Origin of the sequence: Mesorhizobium sp., assembly GCF_041661565.1 — a bacterium.
Classification (GTDB): domain Bacteria; phylum Pseudomonadota; class Alphaproteobacteria; order Rhizobiales; family Rhizobiaceae; genus Mesorhizobium.
Genome location: NZ_JBAZUD010000018.1, coordinates 12,988 through 28,188, shown reverse-complemented (window position 1 = coordinate 28,188; position 15,201 = coordinate 12,988). Strand labels below are relative to the sequence as shown.

Genomic DNA, 15,201 nt, shown 5'->3' with positions numbered 1-15,201 from the left:
AAAAATGGCCTCCACTGCCAAAAGAACGGGTTGTGAGCCCCGCTTGCGCCTCCATCAAGCACGAAGCGTGCCAAACGGATGGATTCGAAGCGGTCTTAGATGATCGCCAAGCTACGTCGCGCCGGGACACAAATTCGCGTCATTCGCTGCCCGGGACGCGGCTCGGGCCGCTGCAACATGTATAGCGCCAGCATGCCTATCCGCGAAATAATTAGGCACCGTGCCCAATAAACGGGCAGTTTTTGACGGAGATTTTCCGTCCCCGGCTATCATCGCGGACCGCGCCAACTCCTCCTTGTTTGCTTCGGATCGAAAATTGGACAATGCTTGATCGGATGCGGATCGGCAATGCATGAGCGACGAACTTCTTTCTCCCGCTGAAATGAGCGAGGCCGATCGGTTGACGATCGACGCAGGTCCGGTCGACGGCATCGGGCTGATGCGGAGCGCCGGCGCTGCCGCTGCCGCCGTCGTCCTCGAGCGCTATCCCGCCGCACGCCGCGTCCATGTCCTTTGCGGCCCCGGCAACAATGGCGGCGACGGTTACGTCGTCGCCCGCCTGTTGGGCGAGAGCGGCGTCGACACCGTGGTCTGGGCACTCGGTGCGCCAAGGCCCGGAAGCGACGCGGTGCTCGCGGCCGCGGAATGCCCGATCAAGCCGCGGCCATTGTCTGGACTCGACCCCGAAGAGGGTTCGATCGTGGTCGACGCGCTCTATGGGGCAGGGCTGTCCAAGGCGCTGTCGGGCGATGCCGCCAGGGCGGTTGACATCGTCACCCGTCTGAAATTGCCGGTAGTCGCCATCGACCTGCCGTCCGGTGTCTCGGGCGGCAGCGGCGAAGTGCTCGGGGGTAGGGCGTTCCGAGCCGACGTGACCGTCACCTTCGCGCGCAAGAAGCCCGGCCATCTGCTGCTGCCGGGCAGGGAGCGATGCGGCGAGATCGTGGTAGCCGATATCGGCATCGGCGACGGCATCATTGCGAGCCTCCGGCCCCGGACGTTCGAGAACACGCCGGCGCTTTGGCTGGCCGATTTTCCGATGCCGGCGGTCGACGCGCACAAGTACAAGCGCGGCCATGCCGGGGTGTTTTCCGGCGGCCCGGGCGCCACAGGGGCTGCCCGGCTGTCTGCGCTTGCCGCCGCCAGGAGCGGGGCCGGGGCGGTGACGGTGCTGTCGCCGGCGAACGCCATGCAGGTCAACGCGGCGCATCTGACCTCGATCATGCTGCGCAAGACCGATGACGTCGCGGATATTGAGGGTTTTATCGAACAGCGCCGGCCGTCGGCCTTTGTCCTCGGGCCAGGATTCGGCGTCGGCCAAAGGACGCGGGCCTTCGCAATGGCGCTGCTTGCGTCCGGGCGACCACCGGACCGGCCCCGCATCGATGGCCTTGTGTTCGACGCCGATGCGATCACGTCATTTCGCGAAACGCCGGACAGTCTGTTCGAGGCTTCTCGCCAGGCCAACGCGCCGGCCCTGGTGATGACACCGCATGAGGGGGAGTTTGCCAGGCTGTTTCCGGATCTCGCCGGAGACGCGGCCTTATCCAAGCTGGACAAGGCGCGCAAGGCGGCCATTCGGGCCAACGCCGTCATCGTCTACAAGGGCGCGGACACCGTCATCGCCGCTCCCGATGGCAGGGCGGCGATCAATGCCAATGGCGCGGCATGGCTCGCCACCGCCGGATCGGGGGATGTGCTGTCGGGAATCACCGCCGGGCTGCTGGCGCAAGGCATGCCGGCGTTCGAAGCGGCCTGCGCCGCGGTCTGGATCCATGCCGAGGCCGGCAGCCGCTTCGGCCCGGGGCTGATCGCCGAAGATTTGCCATCGGCGATGGTGCCGGTGCTGCACGAGCTTGTCGCGGCTCGGGGCAGCCGCTAAGCGGCTATCCCCTGCACGACGTTGATCACAACGGGATGTTGTCGTGCTTCTTCCAGGGGTTCTGCATGTCCTTGTTGCGCAGCATCCTCAGCGCCCGCGCGATGCGGCGGCGGGTCGAGTGAGGCATGATCACTTCATCTACATAGCCGCGTTCGGCGGCGACGAAGGGTGACAGGAAGCGGTCCTCGTAGGCCTTTGTATGGGCTGCGATCTTTTCCGCGTCGCCGATATCCTTTCGGTAGATGATCTCGACCGCGCCCCTGGCGCCCATCACCGCGATCTGCGCGGTCGGCCAGGCATAGTTCATGTCGCCGCGCAGATGTTTCGACGCCATTACGTCGTAGGCGCCGCCATAGGCCTTGCGGGTGATGACGGTGATCTTCGGCACTGTGGCCTCGGCATAGGCGAACAGAAGCTTCGCGCCGTGCTTGATCAGGCCGCCATATTCCTGCGCGGTGCCGGGCAGGAAGCCGGGAACATCGACGAAGGTGACGAGCGGGATCGAAAAGCAGTCGCAGAAACGCACGAAGCGCGCCGCCTTGCGGCTTGCGTCGGAATCGAGCACGCCGGCCAGCACCATGGGCTGGTTGGCGATGAAGCCGACGGTGCGGCCCTCGACGCGACCGAACCCGGTGACGATGTTCTTGGCGAAATTCTGCTGAATCTCGAAGAAGTCGGCCTCGTCGGCGACCTTCGATATCAGCTCCTTGATGTCGTAGGGCTTGTTGGCGTTGTCCGGAATCAGCCGGTCCAGCGACAGATCGTGGTCGGTCACCGACTGGTAGCATTCGATCTCGGGGATCTCGGATGTGTTGGAAGCGGGCAGCAGGTCGACCAGACGACGCATCTGCAGCAGAGCCTCGACGTCATTGTCATAAGCGCCGTCGGCGATGGAGGATTTGGTCGTGTGGACGGAGGCGCCGCCGAGGCTTTCGGCGGTCACGGTCTCGTTGGTGACGGTCTTGACCACATCAGGCCCGGTGACGAACATGTAGGACGTGTCGCGCACCATGAAGATGAAATCGGTCATGGCCGGCGAATAGACGTCGCCGCCGGCACATGGGCCCATGATCACAGAAATCTGCGGAATGACGCCCGAGGCAAGCACATTGCGCTGAAAGATTTCGGCATAGCCGCCAAGCGCCGCGACGCCCTCCTGGATACGCGCGCCGCCGGCATCGTAGAGGCCAATGATCGGCGCACGGTTGCGCAGCGCCATCTCCTGAACCTTGATGACCTTCTCGGCGTGGGCTTCGGACAAAGAACCACCGAACACGGTGAAGTCCTTGGCGAAGAGATAGACGGGACGGCCGTTGATGGTGCCCCAGCCGGTAACGACGCCGTCACCGGCGAACTTTGTCTTCTCCATGCCGAAATCGGTCGAGCGGTGCTCGACATACATGTCGAACTCCTCGAACGAGCCTTCGTCGAGGAACACCTCGATGCGTTCGCGCGCGGTGAGCTTGCCCTTCTTGTGCTGGGCATCGATGCGCGCCTGGCCGCCACCCATGCGGGCGATGTCGCGGCGCCGCTCGAGTTCCTTCAGCACATCCTTCATCAGTCATCCTCCCCGACCTCGGCATTTCGTGGTAATCGCGACCGTGGCCCAGCGCAAGCGCCGCTGGCCGCGAGTTTGTTTGCGCTGCAGCATGAAGCCCTTGCATTTCGGAGCGAACTGGGCCATATGCGGCGGCATAGGCGCTTGGGCCGGAATCAATCCGGCCTTCTCGACGAATGAGACTGGTTGCGTCTGTTTTCCCCCTTTCCGATATATCGGCCCTCTTTCCGGTACATCACAAAGCGGCGAAAAAGCCCCGTGGCATGATGCCTGCGGGCACGACAGCGCAGCCGAGTGGACGTGACAGTCCGCCCGCCTTGTCGTTCATGACAGATTTTTCGACGGCGGGTTGCGCCCCGCCGCCATCGATGTTTGCGGCCGTGCGCCGCGTGAAAGAAGACTATTTTGACCAACGAAAACACCCTAGCCGGCAACACTACCCTCACCGGCAACACCGCGGAACTTACCGGTTTCGCGGCACTTGGAATTACGGGCGCGCTGCTCAAGGCAACCCACAATGCCGGCTTCACTGAGCCGAAGCCCATCCAGTTCCAAGCGATCCCGCCGCAGATGGAAGGCCGTGACATCTTCGGCATTGCCCAGACCGGCTCGGGCAAGACGGCCGCCTTCGCGCTGCCGATCCTGTCGAAGATCATCGCTCTCGGCACCAAGCGCCGGCCGAAGACGGCGCGTGCGCTGATTCTGGCGCCGACCCGCGAACTCGCCGTGCAGATCGAGGACATGATCAAGCTGCTCGCCAAGGGCGCGCATGTCTCGACCGCCCTGGTGCTGGGCGGCGTCTCCCGCTTCAGCCAGGTGAAGAAGGTTGCTCCCGGCGTTGACATCCTGATCGCCACGCCCGGCCGTTTGACCGATCTCGTGCGGGAAGGCGATCTCGTCCTCGCCGACACCAAATGGCTGGTGCTCGACGAAGGCGACCGCATGCTCGACATGGGCTTCATCAACGACGTCAAGCGCATCGCCAAGGCGACCGCTCCCGACCGTCAGACGGTGCTGTTCTCGGCGACCATGCCGGCCGAAATCGCCGAACTGGCGAAAGGCCTGCTGAAGAACCCGATCCGCGTCGAAGTCGCTCCGCACAGCACGGCGGCGGCCGAGATCGTGCAGGGCGTCGTGTTCGCCCGCACCAAGCAGAAGCGCCAAGTTCTGTCGACGATGCTCGCCGACGAAGCGATGAAATCCGTCATCATCTTTTCGCGCACCAAGCATGGCGCCGACAGGGTGACCAAGGACCTCGAGCGCGATGGCTTCAAGGCCGCCGTCATCCATGGCAACAAGTCGCAGAATGCCCGCCAGAAGGCGCTCAACGATTTCCGCGAAGGTTCGGTTCGCATCCTTGTGGCGACCGACATCGCCGCGCGCGGCATCGACGTTCCCGGCATCAGCCATGTCGTGAACTTCGACCTGCCGGACGAGGCCGAGAGCTACGTCCACCGCATTGGCCGCACCGGCCGCAACGGCATGGACGGCATTGCGATCACGCTTTGCGATCCTTCCGAGGCCAGCAAGCTGCGCCAGGTCGAGCGCATCATCCGCACCAAGCTGCCTGTTGTTGCCGACCATCTCGGCAGCCCGGATCCGCTGCGCAATCCGGCTGAGAAGAACGAGCGCTTCGAGCCCGCCAATGACCGCAACGACCGCAATGGCCGTCGCGATGGCAGGCGGCCGGGCGGCGAGGCCAATGGTTTCGGCAAGAAACGCTTTGGCGACAAGCCGGCCTTTGCAGGCGAGCGCAAGCCGGATGGCGCCAAGCCTGCCTTCAAGGGCAACAACAAGCGCCGCTTCGGCGGCAAGCGTCCAGCGGCGCGCGCGGCTTAAGCCGGATCGCGCTCCGATCAACCCGCCCAGGGCTGGTTGATCTGCTGCGAAAGACAAAGGCGAGGGCGGTTGAAGCGATGCTTCAGCCGCCCTTTTTCGTGCGAACCTACTTCACCACCGCCTGGATCCACACCACGATCCTTTGGGCGAGAAAAGCGGTGGTCGATGGCGACAGGGCATCACCGGCAATGACGTGATTGTCGGGATCGCCGGTGGTTTCAATGGGGACCAGTTCGTGCTCGCCACCCCAGCGGGCGGCGATCTCGCGAGTGCGCTCCGCCCGCACGACCTTGTCAGAATCCGAAAAGATGAACAGCGCGGGGATCGTCGCCTTCTCCACCGGAGCAGCGTAGGCGAGCTCAGTCAGGGCTTGCATGGGCAGTGTCGCGGCCATCGGATAGCTGTGGGTCCAGAATTTCTCGTGCAGCGCGTTGCGCGGCACGAAGCCGCGTTCGGTGCCGGCGACAAGCTGGGCGATCTGCTGGCCCCACGGCTTGGTCAGGATTTCGGCACCGGATGCCCTCACGCCGAAATTCGGCGAGATGAACGCGATCGCCGCCACCCCGTTCGACCCGTCCGGCTGCGTTGCCGCCCACGCTGCCAGCGAGCCGCCTGTCGAGGTCGAGATGACGATGACCTTGTCGCCGATCGCCCGGCCGATGGCGATCGCCTCCTCATAGTCGTTGATCCAGGCATTGACGCTGCCTTGCGTCATCGCCGCGCCGTCCTGCCCGTGGCCGGTAAGCCTGGTGTAGTAGAGATTGGCATCCAGTTGGTCGGCCACATCGTCCGGCAATGGCCGGATCTCGCCCTTCGATGCGGAAAAGCCATGGATATAGACGATCGCGAGCGGCGTCCTGGCATGAACCATTGGGTTGGCCCACACTATCTCCTTCTCCAGCCCGTCGCGAATTCCGGGCACCGCGGCTTCCACCTTTGCCACATAGGCCTGCGGATCGTCACCGATGACCGTTGGATCGAAACGGATCGTGGTGTCCACTGCTACACGTGGACCGAGTACAAACGCCAGCGCAAGGAAGACGACGACGCCCAGTACAGCAAGCACGATCAGTCGCCCCATCGCGAACTCCACGCAACAATGTCTCAAATTATGACCGCGCCCACAAACAGGCAACGTCGGTCAAGGGTGGGAGGCCAGCCGCTTCGACCAGCGTTATTCGCTTGGCGGCTTGCGGTCGTAATGCAACGGGCGCGCCTTCCAATTGGTCATGATGCCGATAACCCATCGGCACACTGGCCTCGGCAGCAGACTGAGCAGTTTCAGCGGCCAGCTCGTCCGACGAGGGAAATTCACTTCGAAGCCGCCGGACTTGATGCCCCGCGCCATGCGGCGCGACGCCCGGTTGACCGGCATCAGGCCCGGCATCGGCAGCATGTTCTTGGCGGTCAGCGGCGTGTCCACGAAGCCCGGATTGAACACCTGGATCCGCACATTCATCTTGTCAAAATCATATTTCAGCGACTCGGCCAGGATATTGATGGCCGCCTTGGTGCCGCCATAGGCGGCCGTGGTCGGCCAGCCAAAATAGGCAGTGACCGAGCCGACGAGGACAATGTGGCCGCGGGCACGCACGCGCATGCGTTCCATGACAGGCACCAAGCCGTTGATAATCCCGAAATAGTTGACGTCGAAGGAGCGACGAAAATCGTCGACGACGAGTGCCTCCCCTGGCGTGGAAATGTAGTTTCCGGCGTTGAAGACAGCCAGCACGATGGGGCCGAGCTGCTTTTCGATGGCGGCGACCGTTCTGGCCATGCGCGGCTCGTCGGTGACATCGCAGGGGAAGGCGGTGACGCTGCCCGGCATCTGTGCGGTCTCGACGGCAAGCGTGTCGATCGGCTGGTCGTCGAGTGCCGTCACGGCGACGGCGTAGCCCTGCGACGCAAGATCCCTGGCCAGCGCGCGGCCGATACCGCTGCTGCCGCCGGTGATCCAGGCGACGCCGTGCTTCGGGTTTGCCCGATAGAGTGTCATGCTGCGCCCTGTGGACTTCTGCCTGCCTGCTCTAGCGATGAAGGAATTGAATGAAAAGGGGACTTTTGAACGCGGTACGGAAATGAACGGTGGAGCGCGAGGCAGGTTTGGTGCCGGAAAGCGACTGGACCAGGCAAATTCTTGCCTTGAAACCGATGCTTCGGGTTTCTAGGGTTTCGCGCACCTTCACAAGGAATCCTAAATGAACCGCTCTGTGATCGACGTGATCGGCAACACGCCCCTGATCCGCCTCAACAAGGCTTCGGAAGAAACCGGTTGTGAGATCCTGGGCAAGGCCGAATTCATGAACCCTGGTCAGTCGGTCAAGGATCGTGCCGGCCTGTTCATCATCCGCGACGCCGAGCAACGCGGTTTGCTGAAGCCCGGTGGCGTCATCGTCGAGGGGACGGCCGGGAATACCGGGATCGGGCTGACGCTGGTGGCCAAGGCGCTTGGCTATCGCACGGTCATCGTCATTCCCGACACGCAGAGCCAGGAAAAGAAGGATACGATCAAGCTGCTCGGCGCGGAGCTGATCGAGGTGCCCGCCGTGCCTTACAAGAACCCGAACAATTACGTGAAACTGTCGGGACGGCTGGCCGAGCAGTTGGCGAGGACGGAGCCGAACGGTGCCATCTGGGCCAACCAGTTCGACAACACCGCAAACCGCGATGGCCACATCCGCACCACGGCCGAGGAGATCTGGAGCCAGACCGGCGGCAAGGTCGACGGTTTCGTTTCGGCTGTCGGCTCGGGTGGGACGCTGGCCGGAGTCTCCATGGGGCTGAAGGCAAAGAGCAAGGACGTCAAGATCGCGCTCGCCGATCCGCTGGGCGCCTCGCTCTACAATTTCTACACCAGCGGCGAGCTGAAGGCCGAGGGCAGTTCGATCACCGAAGGCATCGGGCAGGGGCGCATCACCGCCAATCTCGAAGGGTTCACGCCTGACTTCTCCTTCCAGATCAAGGACGAGGACGCGCTGCCGATCGTCTTCGACCTGATCCAGGAGGAAGGTCTCTGCCTCGGCGGCTCGTCCGGCATCAACATCGCCGGCGCGATCCGGCTGGCCAGGGAACTCGGCCCCGGCCACACCATCGTGACCATTCTTTGCGACTATGGCACACGTTACCAGTCGAAGCTCTTCAACCCGGAGTTCCTGCGTGAGAAGAACCTGCCGGTCCCGCATTGGATGGAAGAGCGGAGCACCATCTCGGTGCCGTTCGAAGAGGTCGATTGATGGCGTACAAGACACAAGCGCTATTTCGCGACGATGCCTATCTGCGCAGGGCTGACGCGACTGTCGTTGCCGTGAACGACCGCGGCGGCATCCTTCTCGACAGGACGATCTTCTACGCCACGTCGGGTGGCCAGCCAGGCGATACGGGCCATCTCGAGCGCGCCGATGGCAGCAGCATCGCCATTACCGCCACCATCACCGGTGAAAGCAAGGAGGAGATCATTCACGTGCCGGCGCCGGGGCAGGGCCTGCCGGCCGTCGGCGAGAAACTGGGCTTGGCGATCGATTGGGAGCGGCGGCACCTGTTGATGCGCATGCACGCGGCCTGTCATTTGCTGACGGTCGCCTGCCCATTTCCCATAACGGGTGCTTCTGTTGCGGAGGATGACAGCCGGGTCGACTTCGACATTCCCGATGCCAGCTTCAGCAAGGAAGAGGTGACGGCGAGCCTGATGGATCTGGTGCGGGCCGATCATCCCATCTTCACCAGGCTGATCAGCGACGACGAACTGGCGGCCAACCCCGGCCTGGTGAAATCAAAGAACGTGCGCCCGCCGGTCGGCACCGGCAAGATCCGCCTGGTCTGCATCGGCGACAACGGTTCGGTCGACAGTCAGCCATGTGGCGGCACGCATGTCAAAAGCACCGGCGAAGTCGGTGAGATCCATATCGGCAAGATCGAGAAGAAGGGCCGCGAGAACCGGCGCTTCCGCATCCGTTTTGGTCCGATGCCGGCGGTCTGACAAGCAAGTCGCCGCCAAGCAAAGCAGGAGAGACAAATGGCTGAAGACAGTCCTTTCACCGTCGATGCGGACTGGCTGCAGGACCGACTGGGCCAACCAGGCCTGACGATCATTGACGCGTCCTGGTATCTCCCGGCACAGAATCGCGACGCCCGCGCCGAATATGAAGCGGCGCATATTCCAGGCGCCCGGTTTCTTGATCAGGATGCGATTTCGGATCCGAATTCCCCTCTGCCGCACACCCTGCCAACGGCACAGCATTTCGCGCAATACGTCGGTGCGATGGGCATTTCGGCGGACGACACGATCGTCGTCTATGACGGCCCAGGCTTTTTCTCGGCGCCGCGCGCCTGGTGGATGTTCCGGGTGATGGGGGTCTTCCAGACCTATATCCTGGAAGGCGGCCTTGACGGCTGGAAAGCCGCTGGCCGGACGGTAACGGCGGAGCCGACAAAGATCGCACCGAACGTGTTTCATGCCGATTTCGACGCCGTTCGGGTGGCAAGCCTGGCCGACATGCGCCGGATCGTCGAGACCGGCGAAAGCCAGATCGCCGATGCCCGTGGGCCCGGCCGCTTCACGGGAGCGGAGCCCGAGCCCCGCGCCGGAATCCGTTCCGGCCATATGCCCGGCGCGCACAACGTTCCCTATTCGACGCTTTCTGAGAACGGCGTGCTGAAGTCCAAGGACAGCCTGCGCAAGGCCATAGAGGAGGCAGGCATCGATCTTTCCAAACCGGTCATCACCTCCTGCGGTTCGGGCGTCACGGCGGCGGTCATCACGCTGGCGCTGGAAACGCTTGGCCATAGCGACAACAGGCTTTACGACGGCTCCTGGGCGGAATGGGGTTCGCTCCCCGATACGCCCGTGGTGACCGGCAAGGAATGATGACGATGGAAAACGGCACACCGCGGGACATCGGCGTCACGGTGACCTTTCTCGAGATGCATGTGCCGCCGGCGTATTCGCCCCCCGTGCCCTACAACCGCCAGATCGCGCTGCTGAAGACCAAGGACATTCCTCTCCATTTTTACCGTTACCTGATGGACCGGGTGGGGCGTAAATGGCACTGGGTCAACGTGTTGAGGCTGGATGACGAAGAACTTTCAGCCGGCATACACCGTGAGGACCGTGACATCCGGGTGCTCTACCTCGACGGGGCGCCCGCCGGGTTCTTCGATCTCAAGCCGCATCTGCCTGACGAGGTGGAGCTTGCCTATTTCGGCATGATGGAGCATGCCACCGGGCAAGGCATCGGCCGCTGGTTCCTGGGCGCGGCGATCACGGCGGCATGGTCGTATGGACCGCGGCGGGTGACGGTGCAGACCTGCACGCTGGACCATCCCGCGGCGCTGCCGCTCTACCAGAAGCTCGGCTTCACGCCAGTGGCGCAGAAGAAGGAAACCGTTCGTCCCATGCCCTTCCTGGAACGCTCGGCCAGTGTCATGCGGCCGTAACCTAAGCCGGCTTCTGAACGGTTCGAATATCGAGGCTTCGTTCCACGTTAGGTAGTGGTTGCCAAGTCATCAATTCGCCAATCCCCGGCCCGGCTTAACAATAAATAAGCCGGCTTACAATCACCGCGCTTTTAGCGACAACCGACGCTTGGCCGTACCGTATCCTTTGCATGAATCGGGTGGGAAGCATCGGTGCTGGCAAATAATCTCCGGTCAATGGAAACGGAGATCTTGTCATGCCCATCCACTTCAAAGCCCTACCCACCGAACCTGTCAGGGCCCTGCAGCGCGGTGGGCCTGACGCGTACGGTTATATGCCGGAGTTGAAGGTCTCGGACGGAGACGGCGTGCCTTGCCGGCACTGCCTGAAGAACATCGCTGCGGGGCAGGGCTACCTTGTTCTGGCCTACCGGCCATTCCCCAAGCTACAGCCCTATGCGGAGACCGGGCCGATCTTCCTGCACGCCGAAGAATGCGAGCGGGCCACCGAAGATGAAGCGCTGCCGGAGATTCTTGAAAGTCCTGATTATATCGTGCGCGGCTACGACCGGGGCGACCGCATCGTCTACGGCAGCGGCGGCGTCATCCCGACCGGGACAATCGCAGAGCGGACAGAGACCCTGTTTGGACGCGGCGACATCGCCTACGTGCATGTCCGTTCAGCGCGCAACAATTGCTACCAGTGCAGGATCGACCGGGCCTGACGGGCAAGGCTCGGCTGCCGACTGAAACGGCTGTCGCACTCCCGTCGCATTGTCGCGCTAAAAGGTCATTGTCGATCGATTGGCCGACCGCGGATGAACCGGCGGCAATCTCGACTTCTAGGAAGCGGGGCCTTGGCTCCGCTTTTTTGTTGCCTGTGAGCACGGCTTCGCTCGTGGTGCGCTGGTTCCAAGGTGTTAGCCGTAGCGCCTCCCACTCCCTGGTCGCGACGCAACGCATAGCATTAGGAATAGAGCGGTGTCTGCCGCCAGACACTAACGGTGCCTGTATCGCCAAAAAGGCTGTCATCAAAGAAAAACCCCGCCATTGGCGGGGTTTGTCACCGATCGAAGGGTTGGCCGGCAGCCGAGAGTCTATAAATCGGCCGAGGCGATTAGAAGCGGTAGTTTACGAGCGCCTTGATCGTGTGGAACTTCAAATCTTCATTCACGAAGGTGTCGCCATCATCATAGATCGATTTGTTGCCAAGATCGACATAGGCGTATTCCGTTCCAAACGACACATGATCCGTCAGCTTGTACTCAATACCGGCACCTACGGTCCAGCCAGTACGGGTCTTGCTACCGCTGTATATCTCATTGCCGTTAAAGGAGATCGTCTGTTCCGACTTGCCATAGGCCAAACCGCCATGGCCGTAGATCAGGGCGCGATCCCATGCGTATCCCAGGCGACCACGAACTGTGCCGAGATATTGCAGCTTCGATTCCGCCTCGCCTGAGCCGAAAGGAATAATCTCGGCGGATACTTTTGCCTTGTAATCGCTGAACGCGATATCAGCCACGGCGCCGAACACGAAATTGTCGACCTGCCAATCGTAACCGATCTGGCCACCACCAGTGAACCCGCTGGCCGAGACCGAAAGTCCGAGTAGGGTAGGGCCACCGCTTGGGCCTGCCTCGAAATCGGTATCGCCGAATGACCCGCCGGCGAAACCACCGAAGTAAAGGCCCGTCCAGGTTGCGGCGTCACCGACTGGTGTTTCCACGACCGCGTCCGCTGCAAAAGCGTGGGAAGAGATAGCGACGACAGCTGCGGCCGCGAGAAGGATAGAACGTTTCATTACATTGCCCCTTGCCTATTGATTTGTCATGACTAACCGGGCTCCCCCGCTTTGTCTGTAGCAAAATTGCAACAGCGGGGATAAACGAACGCCCCTTGGGCCATGCTGCCTCTTTGTAATCTTTGGTTGAAATGGCTTTGAGCATTTCAAGGTGAGATTTTGGACAATGCGCGGCAAAAAATTGTCGGCGGCCACCGCCGCCGGCATCATCGATCAGCGCACGAGTTGCGAATCAGGCAGCGAGAACGGCTTTCGATTCGACCAGCTCGTAACCGAGCGCTTCGGCGACCGCCCGATTGGTGATCTTGCCCTTGTGTACGTTGAGGCCGTTGCGCAGGTGATGGTCGTCGATCAGCGCCTTCAGGCCCTTGTCGGCAAGCTGGAGGCCATAATGCAGCGTCGCATTGTTGAGGGCGTGGGCGGACGTCACCGGCACCGCGCCGGGCATGTTGGCGACGCAATAATGGATGATGCCGTCAACCTCGTAGGTCGGCTCCGCATGCGTGGTGGCGTGAGAGGTCTCGAAGCAGCCACCCTGGTCGATGGCGACGTCGACCAGCACCGCGCCCTTCTTCATGCCGGACAGCATTTCGCGCGTGACCAGCTTTGGTGCGGCGGCGCCGGGAATCAGGACGGCCCCAACGACGATGTCAGCCGAAAAGCACTCTTCTTCGAGCGCCTCGACCGTCGAATAGCGGGTGTGGACGCGGCCGGCGAACAGATCATCCAGCTGGCGCAGGCGCGGGATCGAGCGGTCGATGATCGTGACGTCGGCGCCGAGCCCCGCCGCCATCCTGGCCGCATGCAGCCCGACCACGCCGCCACCGAGCACGGTGACCTTGCCTGGCAGTACGCCGGGCACGCCGCCTAACAACACGCCGCGGCCGCCATTGGCCTTCTGCAGCGCCGTGGCGCCCGCCTGGATCGAAAGTCGTCCGGCGACTTCCGACATCGGCGCCAGCAGCGGCAGGCCGCCACGGTCATCGGTGACCGTCTCATAGGCGATTGCAGTCACGCCCGAAGCAAGCAGTCCCTTGGTCTGCTCCGGGTCCGGTGCCAGATGGAGATAGGTGTACAGGATCTGGCCTTCGCGAAGCTGCGCCCATTCATTGGGCTGCGGCTCCTTGACCTTGACGATCATGTCCGATTTGGCGAACACGTCGGCGGCGGTCCTGGCGATGGTGGCGCCGGCGGCCCGATAGGCATTGTCATCGGCGCCGATTCCGGCGCCGGCGCCGGTTTCGACCAGCACTTCATGGCCATGGGCGACATATTCGCGGACAGCACCGGGCGTCAGCCCGACGCGATACTCATGATTCTTGATTTCCTTGGGGCAGCCGACGCGCATTCTTCTTCTCCTGATCCGGCCCTTGGGGGCTCGTTCCCTGTATGGGAGAATTGAACCACGAATCGTGGCGCAGGTCTTTGCGAATGCGCTTGCGCGGATCCTCTTGTTTCGATAATCGTTGCGCAAAACAGTGATATGTTCGCAGGATTCACGAATAATGCCGCTCGATAGGATTGATATCGCCATTTTGGAGGCATTGCAGAAGGACGGCCGGATACCCAACGCGGCCCTTGCCGAGAAGGTCGGCCTGTCGCAGTCGGCCTGCTCGCGCCGGCTCGACAATCTGGAGAAGTCGGGGACCATCCGTGGCTATCACGCGCGTCTCTCCAACGCGGCGCTTGGTCATCAGATGACGGCGATCGTACACATCTCGCTGTCTGGACAGTTCGAAAAAACACTGTCGGATTTCGAGGCAGCGATCAAGCGCTGCCCCAATGTGCTGTCCTGCCACCTGATGTCGGGGGAGTACGATTACATCCTGCGCATCGCGGCCAAGGATCTCGTCGACTATGAGCGCATCCATAAGGAGTGGCTGTCGGCGATGCCGCACGTCACCAAGATCAATTCCTCCTTCGCCCTGCGCGAGATCGTCGATCGAACCGCGATGGGCATGAAGCCGGAGATGGCCTAGCTAGCGCGAATCCTCCGTAACGACCCGGTCCATCGGAATGTCGTGCGGCTGCGGATGGATCGTTGCCATGCGCTGCAGTTCGTAACCGACGCCGATGACCAGCGGCTTGAACGGCATCGCCGCCAGCGTGCGGTCGAAGAATCCGCCGCCATAGCCCAGGCGATAGTTGCCGGGGTCGATGCCGACGATCGGCGATATGACCACGTCCGGCAGCACAGGGTCGCCCTCGGCCGGGATCGGTATGTTCCAGACGCCTTTGTCCAGCCGGTCTCCGGGCACATAGGCGCGAAAGATCAGCGGCTGGCCGATTTCGATGACGACGGGCAGTGCGGTGCGGCCGCCACGTGCATTGATGGACGCCATCCAGTGCCGCAGGTCCGGCTCGCCACGAAACGGCCAGTAGAGACTGACCATGCGGCCGGCGACATCGCCGATGATGGTGTCGAGGCCCTCGGCGATAAGATGCGACATTGCTGCGCGCGTGTCGGGAGAAACGGCAAGCCGGGCCGCGATCAAGCGCTCACGCTCGGCCTTGCGCCATCGTTTGACATCGCTCCAGTCGCTCGAAGTCGGTCCAGCCTCGGGGCCCGGTTCGTGCGTAGAGGAGGGCGACGAAGGATATTGCGCCGGACCCCCGTCTTCGTGATCTTTAGCCATGTGTCACCTCAATGTGTCGCGCGAGGCTATACCGGGGCAGGAGCATCCGGCATGTGCATTCCCGACACTA

The 15,201-nt window shown here is 62.5% G+C and carries 14 protein-coding genes; 8 read left to right on the top strand and 6 right to left on the bottom strand.

Annotated features, from left to right (window positions below; translation table 11 throughout):
- The first annotated feature begins 352 nt into the window (after positions 1-352).
- Positions 353-1,882 (top strand): NAD(P)H-hydrate dehydratase, encoded by a 1,530-nt coding sequence (locus WC739_RS05450; RefSeq protein ID WP_372951998.1) that lies wholly within the window; start codon positions 353-355, stop codon positions 1,880-1,882.
- A gap of 25 nt (positions 1,883-1,907) precedes the next feature.
- Here the strand turns inward: WC739_RS05450 and WC739_RS05445 are convergent, their stop codons facing one another.
- Positions 1,908-3,440: an acyl-CoA carboxylase subunit beta gene (locus tag WC739_RS05445; protein WP_372951997.1), complete on the bottom strand. Its 1,533-nt coding sequence runs from the start codon at positions 3,438-3,440 to the stop codon at positions 1,908-1,910.
- A gap of 405 nt (positions 3,441-3,845) precedes the next feature.
- Here WC739_RS05445 and WC739_RS05440 point away from each other — a divergent pair, with 405 nt between their 5' ends.
- Positions 3,846-5,279 carry a DEAD/DEAH box helicase gene (locus WC739_RS05440; RefSeq protein ID WP_372951996.1) on the top strand — a complete coding sequence of 478 codons (1,434 nt, stop codon included), beginning with the start codon at positions 3,846-3,848 and terminating at the stop codon, positions 5,277-5,279.
- Positions 5,280-5,385: 106 nt separating this feature from the next.
- Here the strand turns inward: WC739_RS05440 and WC739_RS05435 are convergent, their stop codons facing one another.
- Positions 5,386-6,360 carry an alpha/beta hydrolase gene (locus WC739_RS05435; protein WP_372951995.1) on the bottom strand — a complete coding sequence of 325 codons (975 nt, stop codon included), beginning with the start codon at positions 6,358-6,360 and terminating at the stop codon, positions 5,386-5,388.
- A gap of 93 nt (positions 6,361-6,453) precedes the next feature.
- Positions 6,454-7,275: an SDR family oxidoreductase gene (locus tag WC739_RS05430; RefSeq protein ID WP_372951994.1), complete on the bottom strand. Its 822-nt coding sequence runs from the start codon at positions 7,273-7,275 to the stop codon at positions 6,454-6,456.
- A gap of 202 nt (positions 7,276-7,477) precedes the next feature.
- Between WC739_RS05430 and WC739_RS05425 the strand changes: the two genes are divergently transcribed.
- The 5 genes from WC739_RS05425 (at position 7,478) to WC739_RS05405 (ending at position 11,416) form a co-directional block, all read left to right on the top strand.
- Positions 7,478-8,512, top strand: coding sequence for a cysteine synthase A (locus tag WC739_RS05425; protein WP_372951993.1), 1,035 nt, complete (start codon positions 7,478-7,480; stop codon positions 8,510-8,512).
- Positions 8,512-9,255, top strand: a complete 744-nt coding sequence (locus tag WC739_RS05420; protein WP_372951992.1) for an alanyl-tRNA editing protein — start codon at positions 8,512-8,514, stop codon at positions 9,253-9,255. The genes WC739_RS05425 and WC739_RS05420 overlap by 1 nt, the downstream gene beginning before the upstream one ends.
- Before the next feature lie 36 nt (positions 9,256-9,291).
- On the top strand, positions 9,292-10,143 hold the full coding sequence (gene sseA, locus WC739_RS05415) for a 3-mercaptopyruvate sulfurtransferase (protein ID WP_372951991.1): 852 nt from the start codon (positions 9,292-9,294) through the stop codon (positions 10,141-10,143).
- A 5-nt stretch (positions 10,144-10,148) separates the two neighbouring features.
- On the top strand, positions 10,149-10,712 hold the full coding sequence (locus WC739_RS05410; protein ID WP_372951990.1) for a GNAT family N-acetyltransferase: 564 nt from the start codon (positions 10,149-10,151) through the stop codon (positions 10,710-10,712).
- A gap of 236 nt (positions 10,713-10,948) precedes the next feature.
- On the top strand, positions 10,949-11,416 hold the full coding sequence (locus WC739_RS05405; protein ID WP_372951989.1) for a DUF1203 domain-containing protein: 468 nt from the start codon (positions 10,949-10,951) through the stop codon (positions 11,414-11,416).
- 392 nt (positions 11,417-11,808) lie between these two features.
- Here WC739_RS05405 and WC739_RS05400 read toward each other — a convergent pair whose 3' ends face one another.
- Entirely contained in the window at positions 11,809-12,495 is a 687-nt protein-coding gene (locus WC739_RS05400; RefSeq protein WP_372951988.1) for an outer membrane protein, read from the bottom strand.
- Positions 12,496-12,727: 232 nt separating this feature from the next.
- The gene (ald, locus tag WC739_RS05395; protein ID WP_372951987.1) at positions 12,728-13,843 is read right to left on the bottom strand and encodes an alanine dehydrogenase; all 1,116 of its coding nucleotides are present in this window, start codon (positions 13,841-13,843) and stop codon (positions 12,728-12,730) included.
- A gap of 157 nt (positions 13,844-14,000) precedes the next feature.
- Between ald and WC739_RS05390 the strand changes: the two genes are divergently transcribed.
- The gene (locus tag WC739_RS05390; protein ID WP_013531467.1) at positions 14,001-14,474 is read left to right on the top strand and encodes an Lrp/AsnC family transcriptional regulator; all 474 of its coding nucleotides are present in this window, start codon (positions 14,001-14,003) and stop codon (positions 14,472-14,474) included.
- On the opposite strand, the gene WC739_RS05385 is transcribed toward WC739_RS05390, so the two are convergent.
- Complete coding sequence (locus WC739_RS05385) at positions 14,475-15,131, bottom strand: 5-formyltetrahydrofolate cyclo-ligase (RefSeq protein ID WP_372951986.1); 657 nt, start codon at positions 15,129-15,131, stop codon at positions 14,475-14,477.
- Positions 15,132-15,201 lie beyond the last annotated feature (70 nt).

Excerpts from the sequence above, each read along its gene's own strand:
- WC739_RS05400 (WP_372951988.1), bottom strand. The coding sequence starts at position 12,495 with ATGAAACGTTCTATCCTTCTCGCGGCCGCAGCTGTCGTCGCTATCTCT.
- ald (WP_372951987.1), bottom strand. The coding sequence starts at position 13,843 with ATGCGCGTCGGCTGCCCCAAGGAAATCAAGAATCATGAGTATCGCGTC.
- WC739_RS05390 (WP_013531467.1), top strand. The coding sequence starts at position 14,001 with ATGCCGCTCGATAGGATTGATATCGCCATTTTGGAGGCATTGCAGAAG.
- WC739_RS05405 (WP_372951989.1), top strand. The coding sequence starts at position 10,949 with ATGCCCATCCACTTCAAAGCCCTACCCACCGAACCTGTCAGGGCCCTG.
- WC739_RS05450 (WP_372951998.1), top strand. The coding sequence starts at position 353 with ATGAGCGACGAACTTCTTTCTCCCGCTGAAATGAGCGAGGCCGATCGG.
- WC739_RS05435 (WP_372951995.1), bottom strand. The coding sequence starts at position 6,360 with ATGGGGCGACTGATCGTGCTTGCTGTACTGGGCGTCGTCGTCTTCCTT.
- WC739_RS05410 (WP_372951990.1), top strand. The coding sequence starts at position 10,149 with ATGGAAAACGGCACACCGCGGGACATCGGCGTCACGGTGACCTTTCTC.
- WC739_RS05445 (WP_372951997.1), bottom strand. The coding sequence starts at position 3,440 with ATGAAGGATGTGCTGAAGGAACTCGAGCGGCGCCGCGACATCGCCCGC.
- WC739_RS05425 (WP_372951993.1), top strand. The coding sequence starts at position 7,478 with ATGAACCGCTCTGTGATCGACGTGATCGGCAACACGCCCCTGATCCGC.
- WC739_RS05420 (WP_372951992.1), top strand. The coding sequence starts at position 8,512 with ATGGCGTACAAGACACAAGCGCTATTTCGCGACGATGCCTATCTGCGC.
- sseA (WP_372951991.1), top strand. The coding sequence starts at position 9,292 with ATGGCTGAAGACAGTCCTTTCACCGTCGATGCGGACTGGCTGCAGGAC.
- WC739_RS05430 (WP_372951994.1), bottom strand. The coding sequence starts at position 7,275 with ATGACACTCTATCGGGCAAACCCGAAGCACGGCGTCGCCTGGATCACC.
- WC739_RS05385 (WP_372951986.1), bottom strand. The coding sequence starts at position 15,131 with ATGGCTAAAGATCACGAAGACGGGGGTCCGGCGCAATATCCTTCGTCG.